Origin of the sequence: Halomonas sp. 5021, assembly GCF_036663435.1 — a bacterium.
Lineage (GTDB): Bacteria > Pseudomonadota > Gammaproteobacteria > Pseudomonadales > Halomonadaceae > Vreelandella > Vreelandella janggokensis.
The window spans coordinates 84066-100654 of sequence record NZ_JAXOVU010000002.1 but is presented as its reverse complement, the minus strand read 5'-3'; the positions used below and the strand labels follow the sequence as shown (position 1 = coordinate 100654).

15 protein-coding genes are annotated in these 16589 nt (G+C 55.6%); 1 reads left to right on the top strand and 14 read right to left on the bottom strand.

Features of this window, described 5'->3' with window-relative positions; genetic code table 11:
* Positions 1-77: 77 nt before the first annotated feature.
* From R3F64_RS04060 to R3F64_RS04040, 5 genes are all read right to left on the bottom strand, one after another.
* A complete protein-coding gene (locus R3F64_RS04060) occupies positions 78-1232 on the bottom strand; it encodes a hypothetical protein (protein ID WP_332609942.1) in 1155 nt (384 codons plus the stop codon).
* Between the two features lie 628 nt (positions 1233-1860).
* A complete protein-coding gene (gene glmS, locus R3F64_RS04055) occupies positions 1861-3690 on the bottom strand; it encodes a glutamine--fructose-6-phosphate transaminase (isomerizing) (RefSeq protein WP_332609940.1) in 1830 nt (609 codons plus the stop codon).
* Between the two features lie 14 nt (positions 3691-3704).
* On the bottom strand, positions 3705-5072 hold the full coding sequence (gene glmU / locus R3F64_RS04050; protein WP_332609938.1) for a bifunctional UDP-N-acetylglucosamine diphosphorylase/glucosamine-1-phosphate N-acetyltransferase GlmU: 1368 nt from the start codon (positions 5070-5072) through the stop codon (positions 3705-3707).
* 1 nt (position 5073) lies between these two features.
* Positions 5074-6192, bottom strand: a complete 1119-nt coding sequence (locus tag R3F64_RS04045) for an FAD:protein FMN transferase (protein ID WP_332609936.1) — start codon at positions 6190-6192, stop codon at positions 5074-5076.
* Positions 6193-6207: 15 nt separating this feature from the next.
* Positions 6208-7008: an undecaprenyl-diphosphate phosphatase gene (locus R3F64_RS04040; protein WP_332609934.1), complete on the bottom strand. Its 801-nt coding sequence runs from the start codon at positions 7006-7008 to the stop codon at positions 6208-6210.
* A gap of 176 nt (positions 7009-7184) precedes the next feature.
* Here R3F64_RS04040 and R3F64_RS04035 point away from each other — a divergent pair, with 176 nt between their 5' ends.
* Complete coding sequence (locus tag R3F64_RS04035) at positions 7185-8378, top strand: cation diffusion facilitator family transporter (RefSeq protein WP_332609932.1); 1194 nt, start codon at positions 7185-7187, stop codon at positions 8376-8378.
* Between the two features lie 17 nt (positions 8379-8395).
* Here R3F64_RS04035 and mgtE read toward each other — a convergent pair whose 3' ends face one another.
* The 9 genes from mgtE to atpB all read right to left on the bottom strand — a co-directional run bounded on the left by mgtE (position 8396) and on the right by atpB (position 16585).
* Positions 8396-9781, bottom strand: coding sequence for a magnesium transporter (mgtE, locus tag R3F64_RS04030; RefSeq protein WP_332609930.1), 1386 nt, complete (start codon positions 9779-9781; stop codon positions 8396-8398).
* A 167-nt stretch (positions 9782-9948) separates the two neighbouring features.
* A complete protein-coding gene (locus tag R3F64_RS04025) occupies positions 9949-10377 on the bottom strand; it encodes a F0F1 ATP synthase subunit epsilon (RefSeq protein WP_332609928.1) in 429 nt (142 codons plus the stop codon).
* Between the two features lie 24 nt (positions 10378-10401).
* On the bottom strand, positions 10402-11781 hold the full coding sequence (gene atpD, locus R3F64_RS04020) for a F0F1 ATP synthase subunit beta (RefSeq protein WP_332609926.1): 1380 nt from the start codon (positions 11779-11781) through the stop codon (positions 10402-10404).
* Positions 11782-11852: 71 nt separating this feature from the next.
* On the bottom strand, positions 11853-12740 hold the full coding sequence (gene atpG / locus R3F64_RS04015; RefSeq protein WP_332609924.1) for a F0F1 ATP synthase subunit gamma: 888 nt from the start codon (positions 12738-12740) through the stop codon (positions 11853-11855).
* A gap of 68 nt (positions 12741-12808) precedes the next feature.
* On the bottom strand, positions 12809-14353 hold the full coding sequence (atpA, locus tag R3F64_RS04010; protein ID WP_332609923.1) for a F0F1 ATP synthase subunit alpha: 1545 nt from the start codon (positions 14351-14353) through the stop codon (positions 12809-12811).
* Between the two features lie 16 nt (positions 14354-14369).
* Complete coding sequence (locus R3F64_RS04005) at positions 14370-14906, bottom strand: F0F1 ATP synthase subunit delta (RefSeq protein WP_332609921.1); 537 nt, start codon at positions 14904-14906, stop codon at positions 14370-14372.
* 11 nt (positions 14907-14917) lie between these two features.
* Positions 14918-15388, bottom strand: coding sequence for a F0F1 ATP synthase subunit B (locus R3F64_RS04000; RefSeq protein WP_066315677.1), 471 nt, complete (start codon positions 15386-15388; stop codon positions 14918-14920).
* 77 nt (positions 15389-15465) lie between these two features.
* On the bottom strand, positions 15466-15693 hold the full coding sequence (gene atpE, locus R3F64_RS03995; protein ID WP_089701275.1) for a F0F1 ATP synthase subunit C: 228 nt from the start codon (positions 15691-15693) through the stop codon (positions 15466-15468).
* Between the two features lie 64 nt (positions 15694-15757).
* The gene (atpB, locus tag R3F64_RS03990) at positions 15758-16585 is read right to left on the bottom strand and encodes a F0F1 ATP synthase subunit A (protein ID WP_332609914.1); all 828 of its coding nucleotides are present in this window, start codon (positions 16583-16585) and stop codon (positions 15758-15760) included.
* Positions 16586-16589: the final 4 nt, after the last annotated feature.

Here is a 16589-nt window from a genome sequence, read left to right as displayed (position 1 = left end):
ACGAACAGTTCATCAAGGGAGCCGATGGATTTGCGCCCACCGACTCCCGGTTCATTAAAGCGCATTAGCGCTCTAAATCAGTTGCCGATACTCACATTGCTGTGAGCCGCGACGTTGGTACCCGATACCTGAGCGTTGTACAAGCCGGTGGTCACGTTCATGTTGTTGATGCCACCGAACACCCCAGCCGCTACGGAAACGCTGGCTGCGCCGGTTGCCAATCTTGCAGCACCGCCATTGCCACCATTGCCACCATTGCCACCATTGCCGGCAACTGCAGTGGCGTCACCGCCAACTCCCTGGCCGCTACCACCGTTGCCGCCGCTGCCTGCACCGCCGTTACCACCGCTAGCTGTCGCTAGACCGCCATCGCCGCCATCACCGCCGACGCCAGAAGCCGAACCGGTGCCGGAACCCGAACCGGAACCGTTACCTCCGGTTCCACCCGCCACGGCAGAGCTGCCGGTCGCGTCACCGTTGGTGCTATCACCGTTGGTGGCCGTATTGGTGTTGTCGTCATCGACATCATCGGCTGTGATAGATGCATAGCCTTCGGCTGTGCCACCCTGGGTATCGGTATTGCCATTGGCAGCATCCGCATTACCGCCTTCGCCATAGCCGTCACCGTAGCCTTCGGCATAGCCATCTCCATCGCCACCTTCGTAACCATCACCACCATCGGCAGTGGCATTACCGCCGTAGCCACCTTGTCCCTGGCCGCCATCACCGCCGGTGCCTTCACCATAGCTATCGGCATAAGCATCACCGCCATCACCGCCAGCAGCGCCGGTAGCTCCTCTGCCACCATAGACATTGATACTTGCGCCACTGACGGTGGAGCTCATATCCTGCATCGAGATGACATTGGTCGAGGTGTTGTAGGATTCGCTCATTGCCCACGCATCCCCACCACGCCCCGTTGTCCCTCCGGTGCCACCCATCCCGGTGCCGCTTGCAGCGCCACCGGTACCGTTACCACTGGTGAGGTTATTGTCATCGGAACTTTCATCAAAGTCGCCGTCGACATTGGCATAGACACTGCCACCGGTGCCCTGACCAGACCCACTGCCACCGTTTGCGCTTCCACTGCTGCCACCCGTCGCGGAGGCGCTTGAATCCACCGTCTGATCTACCTCTTCGGCTAATCCTGCGCTAGGGTTGGCATGCGCCGTAGAGATGGCCATCACAATGGCCAGTAGAGGCGTTCCTGCTACTACGAGATACTTTTTCATGTTCATGTCTCCGTTTGAATTGTCTGCTGCAGCCTGCGAACTTTCGCCATCGTCCCTAACGCTTAATTCTGGACCCTCGAATAACGCACCTTGCTCGCAGCCAACAACCCAGGAGCATGATCTATGCCAGTTGAAACCCAACTGGACGTAACCAATTACAAGAAAAGAAAATTTTTAAATAATGGACACTTTAATCCCCTCTAGGCCTTGCCAGGGCGTTTGTAACTTGATGATTAGTGTTTCATCCGCGGAACAGTTGAGCGATAAAAGCCCTAAATTTAAGAGCATTCTATTTAAAAACAGTTAATTAACAACATTCCATAAAGTGCAACGATAACGTTACACTAAGGAAGGAAAAAATGACGGGATCATTGATCAGATAGATAATTTTTTGGCTGATAAAGAAAGTACCAATGAGATAGTCACTGGCCCTGAAGCTTTTATCAAGTCGGCAGAGAAGTTCTGAGGAATATCGCTTATTCTTTGACTGGGATTAGAACAGTCTTAAAAACATACGTCATGACGTATAAGCCACTGGGAAAACTTGACTGAATTATTAAAGGAGGAGGGTAATAACATTTATGAAAAAGGGGCAGCCATTGTCTTGTGGATGCCCCTTTGCCAGACGCTACTCTACCGTGACACTTTTCGCCAGGTTACGCGGCTGATCCACATCGGTGCCTTTAAGTACCGCAACATGGTAGCTCAAAAGTTGCAACGGCAAGGTGTACAGCAATGGGGTCAGCGCTTCGTGGATATGCGGCAAGTGCAGTATTCGAAGATCGTCGCGCTCCTCAATCCCTACCTGCTCGTCGGCAAACACAAACAGCTCTCCCCCACGCGCGCGTACTTCCTGAAGGTTGGACTTGAGTTTTTCCAGCAAATCGTCGTTGGGCGCCACCGAAATCACCGGCATATCAGCATCCACCAGTGCCAGCGGCCCATGCTTCAGCTCTCCGGCCGGATAGGCTTCCGCGTGAATATAGGAAATTTCCTTAAGTTTGAGTGCACCTTCAAGGGCCACCGGAAAATGCGCGCCACGTCCCAAAAACAACGCGTGATGTTTTTCGGCAAATGCCTCCGACAGCACTTCGATTGCCGGATCTAATGCCAGCACTTGTTGGCAAAGTGCGGGTAAAGCTTTTAATGCCGATACGATATCAGCGTGATGATCATCGCGGCCATGTACCCTGCTGATCGACAGTGTCAGCAACATCAGTCCGATAAGCTGGGTGGTAAACGCTTTGGTCGATGCGACACCGATTTCAGGCCCTGCCCGGGTCATCAGAGTCACATCCGATTCACGCACCAATGAGCTACCCGGCACGTTGCAAATGGCCAGGGTGCCCACGTAATCCAGTTGTTTTGCATAGCGTAGTGCCGCCAGGGTATCGGCGGTTTCACCAGACTGGGAAAGCGTGACAAACAGTGTGCCCTCGGGTACTACGGGATAGCGGTATCGATACTCGGATGCCACTTCCACCTGTACGGGAATACCGGCATAACGCTCTAACCAGTAGCGTGCCACCAGGCCAGCGTGATAGCTGGTACCACAGGCGATAATATGGATTTGCCGGGTGGCTTTAAAAATAGCCGGGGCATCGGGGCCAAAGCTTTCAACCAAGACGTGATCATAGCTCAAGCGCCCTTCAAGCGCGGCCCGGATTACCTCGGGCTGCTCAAAGATTTCTTTGAGCATGAAGTGACGATAGTTACCTTTACTCGCCGCGCCGTCACCATGCTCAAATGTCTGAACCGGTCGTTCAACTGCTTTTCCGTGGCGATCAACGATACGAATAGCGCCCTGCTCACGCAGCTCTACCAGATCACCTTCCTCCAAATAAATGAACCGGTCGGTAACCTGCAACAGCGCCAGCGGGTCGGAGGCCAAAAATGCTTCGTCAATACCGACGCCAACCACCAGAGGGCTGCCCTGCCGTGCACCGACGACAACGCCTGGAGAGTTGGCACTCATCACTCCCAGCGCATAAGCACCGCCCAAGCCGTTGACGATCTGCTGAGTGGCATCAAATAAACTAAGGCCGCTATCCAGTTTCTCGGCGAGTAAGTGAGCAATGACCTCTGTATCGGTTTCAGAGGTAAAACGGTAGCCGCTGGCTTGCAGCCGATCTTTGATGGCTTCGTAATTTTCGATAATGCCATTGTGTACAACGGCAACCTGATCACCGCTTTGGTGGGGGTGGGCGTTGGCCTCAGAGGGTTTTCCGTGTGTGGCCCAGCGGGTATGGGCAATCCCTGATTTCCCGGGTAATGCCGCTTCATCCAGCTTGCTTGAAAGCGCTGCCACCTTGCCTATCGCCCGGTGGCGGGTCAGCGAACAGCCATCGTAAACCGTCATGCCGGCCGAGTCGTAACCGCGGTATTCGAGGCGTTTTAACCCTTCCAATAAGATACCCTGGACGTTGCGCTGGGCAACGGCGCCGACGATGCCACACATAGACTTTCCCCTTTTCAGTCGTGATGCTTGAGTGGACGCTGCCAGTCGCTTTTCTCGAGTTGACGCCCCCGCGATACGGCCAGCGCATTATCGCTGACGTCCTTGGCGATAGTCGAGCCCGCCCCCACCGTGGCTCCTTCCCCAATACTCACCGGTGCCACCAGAGCCGTGTTGGAACCAATAAAGGCATGATTGCCAATTTCGGTAAGGTGTTTGTTAGCCCCATCGTAGTTACAGGTAATCGTACCCGCGCCGACATTGACACCACGCCCCAGACGCGCATCACCCACGTAGCTCAAGTGATTAATTTTACTGCCTTCACCAACATCGGCATTTTTTGTCTCGACAAAATTACCGACTTTCGCCTTGACCGCTAGCCGGGTACCCGGGCGCAGCCGGGCAAAGGGCCCAATCTGGTTAAGTCCAGCTGCCACCGTGTGGTCGATGATACTATGCGAATCCACGCGGCTCTCGGCCCCGATCGTACTGTTTTTAATCACGCAGTAGGGACCAATACGCACACCCTCACCTAGTTCGACCTCGCCTTCAAACACGCAGCCCACGTCAATAAACACATCATGGCCACAAGTGAGGCTGCCGCGCACATCAAACCGGGCCGGGTCAGCCAACGCCACCCCCTGTTCCATGAGTTTCTCGGCGACTTGGGCCTGGTAGGCACGCTCCAGGCGCGCCATCTGGGCGCGATTATTGACGCCTTCAACCTCAATGGCGGTGGAAGGTTGAGCGGTGCAAACCGCAACGCCGTCGCTTTTGGCCATGGCAATCACATCGGTCAGGTAATATTCTCCCTGGGCATTATCCGCCGAGAGCCGAGGCATCCAGCGTTTCAATTGCTCGCTGGTCATCGCCATCATGCCCGTATTGCACTCGGTGATGGCGAGTTGCTCCTGGCTGGCATCTTTCTGCTCGACAATCGCCACCGCTTCGCCTTCTGAATTGCGCACGATACGCCCATAGCCAGCGGGGTCACCTAGCGTGACGGTTAAAAGCCCCATATGCTGATCATCCACCTGGGCCAGTAACGCCGAAAGCGAATCACGATGGATCAATGGGACATCACCGTACAGCACCAGTACTTTACCACTGCCCAACTGCGGTAGCGCCTGGGCGACCGCATGACCAGTGCCTTTTTGCTCGGCCTGAACAGCAAACGTCACGGGATAATCAACCAGTGCCTCGCGCAGCTGATCGGCACCATGGCCGATCACGACATGAGTGCGAGATGGACGTAGTCCGGCGGCCGTATCCAGCACATGCTGAACCATCGGCTTACCCGCCAGCGTATGCAGTACCTTGGGAATCTGAGAACGCATTCGCGTGCCTTTACCGGCTGCGAGAATAACAATATCGAGTTCTTGCATGTTAATTACCTGTCGCGGTTTCACGGTCGTCCGCACGGGCAGACGCAACCTCTATCTCTAACGACTCAATGAGCTCATCCCCGAAGTACTGCGCAAAGGCAGGGCTTGCGACGCTTCGCCATTGATCCCCCTCGCGTATCAGCATCAGAACATTCAGGTTCTGGTCGCGGGCCATCGCCATACCGTCCTCATTACCCGCTACCATCAGCGCGGTCGCCCAGCCGTCAGCCCAGGCGTTGGACGGGTGAAAAACCGACACCGAAGCCAGGTCGTGGGTAATCGGCTGACCAGTACGTGGGTCAATAGTGTGCGAATAGCGCTGGCCGTCAACCTCGAAGTAATTTCGATAGTCGCCTGATGTCGCCACCGAGATTGAATCAAGCGGCAGTACATGCTGGGCGCGCTGCTGTCCGTTCTCTGGCACTTCAATGCCGACGCGCCACGGGGTCTGTTCATCCTGGTCTCGAACGCCGCGGGTAATCAAATCTCCCCCCAAATTGACCAGATAATTCTCAACCCCTTGCTGATCCAGATAGGCGGCGACGCGGTCAGTCGCGTAGCCTTTGGCAATAGCCGACAAGTCAACGAACACGTCACGGATACGCCGCGCCTCGAGCGCCTGCGTATCCAGCTCAATAGCGTCAAAACCCACCTGCGCCAACCGCTCTCTGAGCTCTTGATCTGACGGAACTTCTTCAGGTCGAGCTTCAGGACCAAAGCTCCAAAGATTGACCAGGTTGCCGATGGTAATGTCGAAAGCACCGTCGCTTGACTCGGCAATCGACTGGCTAATCGCCAATACGTCGATGAGTCCGTCAGACAACGGCTGCCACTCGCCTAATGGCGATCGATTGAAGGCCATCAACTCGGCGTCGTCGCGGTAGGTCGACATTGATTGATCGACGCTTTCCAGTTCCTGCTCGATACCCGCTTCAATGTCGTTGACTTGTCCCTGGGTGAGCGAATCGGCCATTGTCACTTGATAGAAGGTACCGAATATATTGCCTTCCAGTTTAACCGGCGATTCCAGAGGCCGATCGGTTTCCGAACAGCCTATCAACGCTATCGTTAGCAGCACGATCACGCCGCAATAGCGCCACAAATGACGACCCTGTCGCATCGTTGTTACTCCGCCTTAACCATGAAAAAACCATAGCAGCCAAGCGCCCAAAAGTACGCGATATAACACAAAGGGCTGCATTCCCAACCGTTTGATCAGCACCAGAAAAACATGAATACAGAGATAGGCGCTCAATCCAGAGAGCAGCGTACCGGCCAACATTGCTGATCCATCGACCGGGTTGGGTTGACCAATGAGTTCTATTGTTTCTAAACCACCCGCTAACACAATGACCGGAATGGAAAGTAGAAAGGAAAAGCGTGCCGCCCCTTCGCGGCTCATTCCCAGCATCAACGCGGCGGTCATGGTAACGCCTGAGCGCGACGTGCCAGGAATCAGTGCCAGTGCCTGAGCCCCGCCAATCCACAGCGCATCTTTCAACGTCAACTGATATTCGCTACGCGACCCACGTTTTTGCCAGTCGGCATAGCCAAGCCAAAGGCCAAAAACGATCAAGCTGATGCCGATAATCAGCGGCGAACGCATATATTCCGAGATCACATCACGCATTAAAAAGCCCACGGCGCATACCGGTAGCGTGGCGATGACCACCCAACCAGCCAGACGTGCGTCGCGGTCGACGTGGTGACCTTTCAACGCGGCAACGCAGCTCAACATCATCTGCCACAGCTCAGCACGGAAATAGGCCACGACTGCTGACAGGCTGCCCAAATGCAGCGCCACATCGAATGCCAATCCCTGATCTTGCCATTCGGTGAGCACAGGCACCAGAATCAAATGCGCCGAACTGGACACCGGCAAAAATTCGGACACCCCCTGCACCAGTGCTAATACCACGACCTGAAGCCAATCCATTGCTTATCCTCATCTACTCTCGGTTGAGGGGGTACATATTGGCGCTTAAGGATACACATCCTGAGCAAACTTGTCCGCCATTGGCATTCTCCAGCCGCTTGGGACTATAGAGCACACCGGTGAGTGCGCTACAATAGGGCACCTACTCGCCAAGGGGCGTCCCTGCAAGGTACCTCATGACTCAGCGCGTCGACTCATCGGTTATTCAAGATACTCAGTTGCAAAGCCGCGAGGCAAAGCGTGTCACCTATATCGGTGCCTGGCTGGATGGGCTGCTGAGTATCGTTAAGGTCGTCGTCGGGTTGATGGTCGGTTCCGCGGCGTTGATTGCTGACGGCATTCATTCATTATCTGATTTGGTCACCGATGGTTTTGTCCTGGCGGCCATTCATTACGGCCGCCAGGAACCGGACAAAGACCACCACTATGGTCATGGCCGGATCGAAACCCTTACCACGCTCCTGCTAGGAAGTGTGTTGATTTTCGTCGCGGGGGGTATTGCCTGGTCCAGCCTGGATCGTTTGTTTAGTGGCGCTGACGTTAATGCGCCGGGCGTGTTCGCCATTGTGGTGACGGTGATTGCATTGCTCAGTAAGGAGTGGATCTACCGTTATACCATGCAAATCGCCAAACGGGTCGGTTCCAAACTGCTTGAAGCCAACGCCTGGCACTCACGCAGCGACGCCCTCTCCACCGCAGTCGTCTTGATTGCCCTGCTCGGTGCCCAGTTTGGCCTGGGTTGGCTGGACGCCGTTGCCGCCATCATTGTCGGCTTGCTGGTCGGTAAAGTCGGCTGGGACTTGTTATGGGAGTCGGCTCGCGAACTGGTCGACACCGCTCTGCCCGAAGACGCCCAACAGCAGATGCATGACGTCGCCTGCGGCGTACCTGGCGTGGATAGCGTTCATGACCTGCGTACCCGCCAATCCGCTGGCTGGGTAATGGTCGATTTACACGTTGTGGTCGGCCCCAAGATCACCGTCTCGGAAGCCCATGAAATCGGCAATGAGGTCAGCCGCCGCCTGCGTCACCAGTTCCCTGCATTAACCGACGTCATCTTTCACATCGACCCTGAAGACGACGCTGGCGAAGGCGACCCAAGCCGCTTTCCAGGTCTGCCCCTGCGCCCGGAAGTAGAGGCAGCGCTGGATGCGCGGTGGTACAAGCACCCGGTTTGGCGCACGCTCAACGAGCTACAACTTCACTACCTGAACGAAAAAATCTCAGTATCACTGATTATAAGCGACCCCGTTCACCAGCCGCCCCAATGCCTTGCCAGCCAGCTAAAAGCGCTGGCCAGCGATATCGAATGGCTCGGGCATGTGGAAGTGATGTTTATTACCCGCGCCGCCAGTCACACCATGCGTTGAGCCCGGCGCTGTTCATACTACGACAAAGGAGTAAGCACAGCGGTGGCAATGCTGAAGTAAATCAGCACCCCAGAGGCATCAATCAAGGTGGTGACTAGCGGCGCCGAGGCCGTGGCAGGGTCAACCCGAAAGCGTTCCAGCACGAAAGGCAGGCACATGCCGATCAGGCTGCCAAACATGACGATGGTCACCATGCTGAGCGCGACAATCATCGCCACCGCCTCACCACCGCGAAGTACCCCGATAGGTGCCACAGCAATCGCCATGGTGATCCCCAGCGAACCGGCCACCAACAGCTCACGGCCAAGCATTTTTCCCCAGTCCTTCACGCCGACATCACCGGTTGCCATCCCACGAACCATCAAGGTAGCGGCCTGGGCGCCCGCGTTACCACCACTGCCGATCAGCAACGGCAGAAAGAACACCAGGGCGACCTGTGCTGCAATGGTGTCCTCGAAATAGGCAATGCCGGCACCGGAGAACAGGTTGGCAAATACCAGCAACACCAGCCAGAAAACCCGCTTGCGATATAGCGTCCAAAGTGGCACCCGGCTAACGCCGTCCTCCAACTGACCGATCGACATCCCCTTGTGGATATCTTCTGTCGCTTCCGACTCGGCCACGTCCATGGCGTCATCGTGGGTGACTATTCCCACCATCCGGCCATCAGCATCGATCACCGGCAGGGCGAGCAAATCGTAGCGCGCCACAATCTTGGCGACGTCTTCCTGCTCTTTATCCACTGGTGTACTGATCACATCCTTGATCATGATGTCGTCGACCAGCGCGCCCGGGCGGGCCACCATTAGCTGGCGCAACGACATGGTACCTATCAACTGACCTTCGCTATCGAGCACATAGAGCTGATAGACCGTTTCAGCGTCAGGCGCGGTCTGGCGCACCCGCATCATGGCCTGAGAGACCGTCATGCCACTGGCAATGGCGACGTAATCCGAGGTCATGATGGCCCCGGCTGTGCCCTCCTCGTAGCTTGCCAACCGCTTGAGGTCTTCACGCTCCCTGTGGGCCATGCGCCGCAGCAGGGCTTCACGGCGGTCTTCATCGAGCAGGTTGAACAAATCGGCCCGCTCATCGGAGCCCATTTCTTCCAGCAGCTTGAGTGCATGAGTATCCGGGAGACTGCCGATGATCTCCAACTGGCTTTCGCCGGGTAGATAACCCAAGACATTGGCGGCGCGTTCAGTGGACAAGACATCGAGTAACGCCAACGCGTCGGCCAAGGCGTCATCCTCTTCGATCAGATCTTCGAGGATTTCACCGATATCTGCCGACCGGATCTCACTTAGACGTTCAGCAAACACTGCCGTGTTCGGTGCGTCCTTTTCAAGCTCGTCAAGCAGCTCGGTTTTTATGGCTTGCAGCGTTTCATCATTTAATGACACGGCATTCTCCTTTTACGCTTGCGAAGGCCAAGTGGCGACAATTCCTTATCCTTGCATTGTGGCTGCCATTCGGTTTCTATTTTATATACTACCAGACAAAAAAAACGCCCCCTGAACCCTAATCACGGGTTCAAGGGGCGTTGTGGTTCACGCCAAGCGTGACGGTTTTAGCCTTTACCCGCTTTTTTGCGCAGCTGCTGGATCGTACGCAACTGGGCAACAGCTTCGGCAAGTTCCGCAGCAGCCCGCGTATAGTCGAGCTCGGATGTCTTGTCGCTAAAGGCTTTCAGCGCTTGCTGACGCGCTTCTTCGGCAGCCGCCTCACTGAGGTCGCTGGCACGCGTGGCAGCGTCGGCCAACACGGTCACGATATCTGGCTGGACTTCCATGAAGCCGCCGGTCACGAAGAAATGTTCCTCTTCGCCGCCATCGTGAATCACCCGTACCGGCCCCGGCTTGAGTTCCGTCAGCAACGGCGCGTGACCGGGTAGAATCCCCAGGTCGCCCGTGCTGCCAGAAGCAACCACCATCTCGACCGTTCCCGAGTAGATGGACGCTTCAGCGCTGACGATATTGCAAGTGAAGCTATTCGCCATAGCGAATCCCCCTAATGGACGGGATTACTTCTTCATCTGGTTGGCTTTCTCGACTGCTTCGTCGATGGAGCCGACCATGTAGAAGGCCTGTTCCGGCAAGTCATCGTACTCGCCTTCGAGGATGCCCTGGAAGCCACGGATGGTGTCTTTCAGCGACACGTATTTACCCGGTGCACCGGTGAACACCTCGGCCACGAAGAACGGCTGCGACAGGAAGCGCTGGATCTTACGCGCACGGGCAACGGCCAGCTTGTCTTCATCAGACAGCTCGTCCATACCCAGAATCGCGATGATATCCTTGAGTTCCTTGTAACGCTGCAGAACGCCCTGAACGCCACGAGCCACGTTGTAGTGCTCATCACCGACCACCAGCGGGTCGAGCTGGCGCGACGTGGAATCAAGCGGATCGATCGCCGGATAAATACCCAACTCGGCGATGGAACGCGCCAATACAACGGTTGCGTCCAGGTGCGAGAAGGTGGTGGCCGGCGACGGATCGGTCAAGTCATCCGCCGGTACATAAACCGCCTGTACGGAGGTGATCGAGCCCGTCTTCGTCGAGGTGATACGTTCCTGCAGAACACCCATCTCTTCGGCCAGCGTCGGCTGATAACCCACCGCTGACGGCATACGACCCAGCAGGGCCGATACTTCGGTACCCGCCAGGGTGTAGCGGTAGATGTTATCGACGAACAACAGTACGTCGCGGCCTTCGTCACGGAATTTTTCGGCAATGGTCAGGCCGGTCAACGCCACGCGCAGGCGGTTGCCCGGCGGCTCGTTCATCTGACCGTAGACCAGCGATACCTTGTCGATAACGTTGGATTCGGTCATTTCGTGATAGAAGTCGTTACCCTCACGCGTACGCTCACCGACACCGGCGAATACCGAGTAGCCGCTGTGTTCGGTGGCGATGTTGCGGATAAGCTCCATCATGTTGACGGTTTTACCGACACCGGCACCACCGAACAGGCCAACTTTACCACCCTTGGCAAACGGGCAGACCAGGTCGATAACCTTGATCCCGGTTTCCAGCAGCTCTTCAGACGCTGCCTGGTCAGCATAGCCGGGGGCCTTGCGGTGAATCGGCATGCGCTCGTCTTCACCGATCTCACCCGCTTCATCAATCGGTTCGCCGAGTACGTTCATGATACGGCCCAGCGTGGCTTTACCCACGGGGACCGAAATCGCAGAACCTGTGTCAGCCACGTCCATGCCACGCTTCAAGCCCTCAGTGGAGCCCATGGCGATGGTGCGCACCACGCCGTCGCCCAGCTGCTGCTGGACTTCGAGGATGGTCTCTACATCAGAGACCTTCAGCGCGTCGTAGACCTTGGGCACAGAGTCCCGCGGAAACTCTACGTCAATCACCGCGCCGATGATTTGTACGATACGTCCGCTCATCTTGGTTCCTCTCAAAAACCTGCAAATGAAACCTGTCTGCCGGGAGCCGCTAAGCGTCGGCTCCCTAGGCGTTATACGGCGGCAGCGCCGCCGACGATCTCGGAAATTTCCTGGGTAATGGCGGCCTGACGGGCCTTGTTATAAACCATTTCCAGATCGTCAATCAGATTGCCCGCGTTATCGGTCGCACTCTTCATGGCGATCATCCGGGCGGCTTGCTCGCACGCCACGTTTTCCACAACCGCCTGATACACCTGCGATTCAATGAAACGAACCAGCAGGCTATCCAATAACGCCTTGGCATCCGGCTCATACAGGTAGTCCCAGCTTCCGGGACGGGCGTTTTCGTCGTCTTGCTCTGCGTCTTCGCCAATATCAGTCGTCAACGGAAGAAGCTGACGGACCACCGGCTGTTGCGTCATGGTGTTGATAAACTCGTTATGCACCACGTACAAGCGGTCGATATTGCCTTCATCGTACGCGTCGAGCATGACCTTGATACTGCCAATCAGGCCTTCGACAGATGGCGCTTCGCCTAACCCGCTCTTGGCGGCAACCAGGTTGCCCCCATAGTTGCGAAAAAAGCCACTGGCCTTCGCGCCAAGAGCGCAGAAGTCCAGCCCAGCGCCTTCCTGATGCCAAGCCTTGGCATCCTTCACCACGGCCTTGAACAGGTTATGGTTCAGACCACCACACAAACCGCGGTCGGTGGAGACCACAATATAACCAACGCGCTTCACCTCTTTACGCTCGACCATGTAGTCGTGCTTGTACTCGGGGTTGGCGTCGGCAAGGTGGCTGACCACATTGCGAATCTGCCTGGCGTAAGGCTGACTGGCCTTCATCCGCTCTTGCGCTTTACGCATTTTCGACGCAGCGACCATTTCCATGGCACTGGTGATCTTCTGCGTATTTTTAATGCTCCCGATCTGGGTGCGTATCTCTTTTGCAGCTGCCATAGCGATCTACCTTTCGTTCGTGGCTCTCAGAAAGCATGCAAACCCGCCCAATACAGACGGGCCAGACATTACCAGCTCTGAGTTGCCTTGAACTTCTCGAGACCCGACTTCAAGCCGTTTTGAATCTCGTCGTTGTAGTCGCCGGTCTGGTTGATCTTGTCGAGCAAATCGCTGTGCTCGGCCTTCATGTAGTCGTGCAGGGCACGCTCGAAGTCCAGCACTTTGTTGACTTCGACATCATCCAGGTGACCTTCGTTGGCGGCATAAAGCGTAAGCGCCATCTCGGCTACCGACATCGGCGAGTACTGGTGTTGCTTCATCAGCTCGGTGACGCGTTGACCATGTTCAAGCTGCTTGCGCGTGGCTTCATCCAGGTCAGACGCAAACTGCGAGAATGCCGCCAGCTCGCGATACTGAGCCAGGGCAAGACGCACGCTACCGCCGAGCTTCTTGATGATCTTGGTTTGCGCCGAACCACCCACACGCGATACCGAAAGACCCGCGTTGATCGCCGGACGAATACCCGAGTTGAACAGGTTGGTTTCCAGGAAGATCTGACCGTCGGTGATCGAAATCACGTTGGTCGGTACGAACGCAGAAACGTCACCACCCTGGGTTTCGATGATCGGCAGTGCGGTCAAGGAACCGGTCTTGCCTTTCACTTCGCCGCCCGTAAACTTCTCGACGTAGTCGACGTTCACTCGAGCAGCCCGCTCCAGCAGACGCGAGTGGAGATAGAAAACGTCACCCGGGTAGGCTTCACGACCCGGCGGACGGCGCAGCAACAGCGATACCTGACGATAAGCCACGGCCTGCTTGGAAAGATCGTCATAGACGATCATTGCGTCTTCGCCACGGTCACGGAAATATTCGCCCATGGTGCAGCCAGAGTAGGCCGCCAGGAACTGCATGGGTGCCGGGTCGGCAGCGCCAGCAGCGACGATGATGGTGTGATCCATCGCGCCGTGTTCTTCTAGCTTGCGTACCACGTTGGCAATGGTCGACTGCTTCTGACCAATCGCCACATAGACACAGGTCACGCCCTTGCCTTTCTGGTTGATGATGGCATCAATGGCAATGGCGGATTTACCAATCTGACGATCACCAATGATCAGCTCACGCTGACCACGGCCGATCGGCACCATGGAGTCAATCGACTTCAGACCGGTTTGAATCGGCTCATCAACAGATTGACGTGTGATAACACCCGGCGCCACTTTCTCGACAGCGTCGGTCATCTTAGCGTCAATGTCACCTTTGCCGTCGATGGGGTTACCCAACGCATCGACAACGCGGCCAATCAACTCGGGGCCTACCGGTACTTCGAGGATACGACCAGTACACTTGGCGGTCATGCCCTCTTCAAGCAACAGGTAGTCACCCAGCACCACGGCACCCACGGAGTCACGCTCCAGGTTGAGTACCATGCCAAAAACGCTGTTGGGAAATTCGATCATTTCACCGAACATCGCGTCTGCGAGGCCGTGAACTTTCACGATACCGTCGGAAACGCTAACGATGGTGCCCTGATTGCGGGCTTCAGATGCGACGTCAAGCTTCTCAATTCGCTGCTTGATGATGTCGCTGATCTCGGAAGGATTCAGTTGCTGCATGCCATGTCCCTCAGACTCAAGCGGTTAGCGCTTCGGAAAGGCGGTTCAATCGTCCACGTACCGAACCGTCAATGACGGTATCGCCGGCACGCAGGATGACGCCACCAATCAGCGTTTTATCCACTCGAGTGGTAATGGAGATTTCGCGATTCAGACGTTTCTTGAGCGCGTTCTTTAGCTTGGTCTTCTGCTTGCTATCTAGCTTGTAGGCCGATAACACCACGACGTCGACTCGCTGTTCATGATCGGCGCGCAGGCGCTCGAACTGATCAGCGATGTACGGCAAGGCATTAAGCCGACCTTCATCTGCCAGGGTGTCAAGAAACCGCCGTTGAGCATCGTCACCTTGCTCGGGCAAGACACCCGCAAGCAACTCAGCTTTCTGTTCGGCCAGTAGTTTCGGGTTACCCAGCAGACGATGCACGTCACTGTCCGTGACGGCTTGACTCAAAGATGCAAGCGCTTTTGACCAGCTATCCAGCGCCTCATGATCACGCGCGTATTCAAACGCCGCCTTAGCGTAAGGACGAGCGACGGTCAGTAATTCCGCCATGGTTCACCTCCTTACAATTCGGCAGCCAGCTCATCGAGTAACTTGCGATGGGCTTGTTCGTCGACCGACGCTTCCAAGACGCGCTCAGCACCGATAATGGCAAGGTGAGAGACTTGGGCACGAAGATCCTCTTTAGCACGGTTCACTTCTTGCTCAATCTCGGAACGTGCGCTTGCCACCAGACGTTCGCCTTCAGCGCGAGCCTGATCGCGAGCTTCTTCAACGATCTGAGCAGAACGTTTGTTGGCCTGCTCAAGAATTTGAGAAGCCTGCTCCTTGCTTTCACGCAGGGTTTGCTCGGCTTTCTCCTGGGCGACTTCGAGATCGCGAGAAGCACGGCTGGCTGCGTCCAGGCCATCAGCAATTTTCTTCTGACGCTCATGGAGCGCGTTGCTGATCGGTGGCCACACATACTTTATGCAAAACCAGACAAAGATCGCGAAGGCGATCGTCTGCCCAATTAGCGTCATGTTGATATTCACAGGAATGTACCTCTGACAAGTTCGTGGCGACCGGAGTGAAACAAAACCGAGCGGAATACCGCTCGGCTAAGCTGTCATTAACCGGCAACAACGAAGATCAGGTACATCGCGATACCAACACCGATCATCGGTACCGCATCCAGCAGACCCGCCATGATGAAGGTTTTGGTCTGCAGCTGGTCACCCATTTCCGGCTGACGAGCTGTGGACTCAAGCAGTTTGCCACCCAATAGAGCGAAGCCGATACCGGTAGCCAGAGCGCCCAGACCGATGATGATTGCAGCGGAGAGATAAACCATTTCCATGATGTTGCTCCTGATTTCAAGTTTTGGTTAAGGGTTGAGGGTTAATGAAAACGACATTGCTTGGTTAGTGATGTTCGTGCGCTGCGCTCAGGTATACAACCGAAAGCGTAGTAAAAATAAAGGCCTGCAGCGTTACCACTAAGATGTGGAAGATCGCCCATGGCACGTCCAATAACCAGATAGCCCAAAACGGCAGCAGGGCGATCAGGATAAAGATAACCTCACCGGCAAACATATTACCGAATAGACGCAGACCAAGGCCTAGAGGCTTCACAAGCAAACCAATGATTTCGAGCACCAGATTAAAGGGAATCAAAGCCCAGTGATTAAACGGCGTCAGCGACAGTTCTTTGGCAAAGCCCCCTACGCCTTTGACTTTCAGGCTGTAAAAGATAATCAAACAGAAAACACCTAATGCCATGCCCAGAGTGGCATTGGGATCGGTGGTCGGCACGATTTTCATGTAATCGACGCCCAGGCGGGCGAATAGCTCTGGAAAATAATCCACCGGTATAATTTTTAGCGTATTCATGAGCAAAATCCACACGAATAGCGTCAAGGCAAGTGGTGCAATCAACGGGTTACGGCCGTGAAATGTGCCGTTGACCAGGTTTTCAATAAACTCAACCACCATCTCAACGGCGTTCTGCAAACCAGTCGGTACGCCTGTGGTGGCCATTTTGCCTGCTTTGCGGAACACCCAGATGAATAAAAGTCCCATGGCAATCGACCATCCCATGGTGTCCAGATGAATCGCCCAAAAGCCCATTTCGCGAGCTTCTTCGGCAGAACTTGCCAACGACCAACCGTTTTCCGGGTGTTTTCCAAAGGTCAGATTCTGCAAGTGGTGCTGGATATAGTAAGTCGATGAGACTTCGTTTCCTGCGGCCATGGAC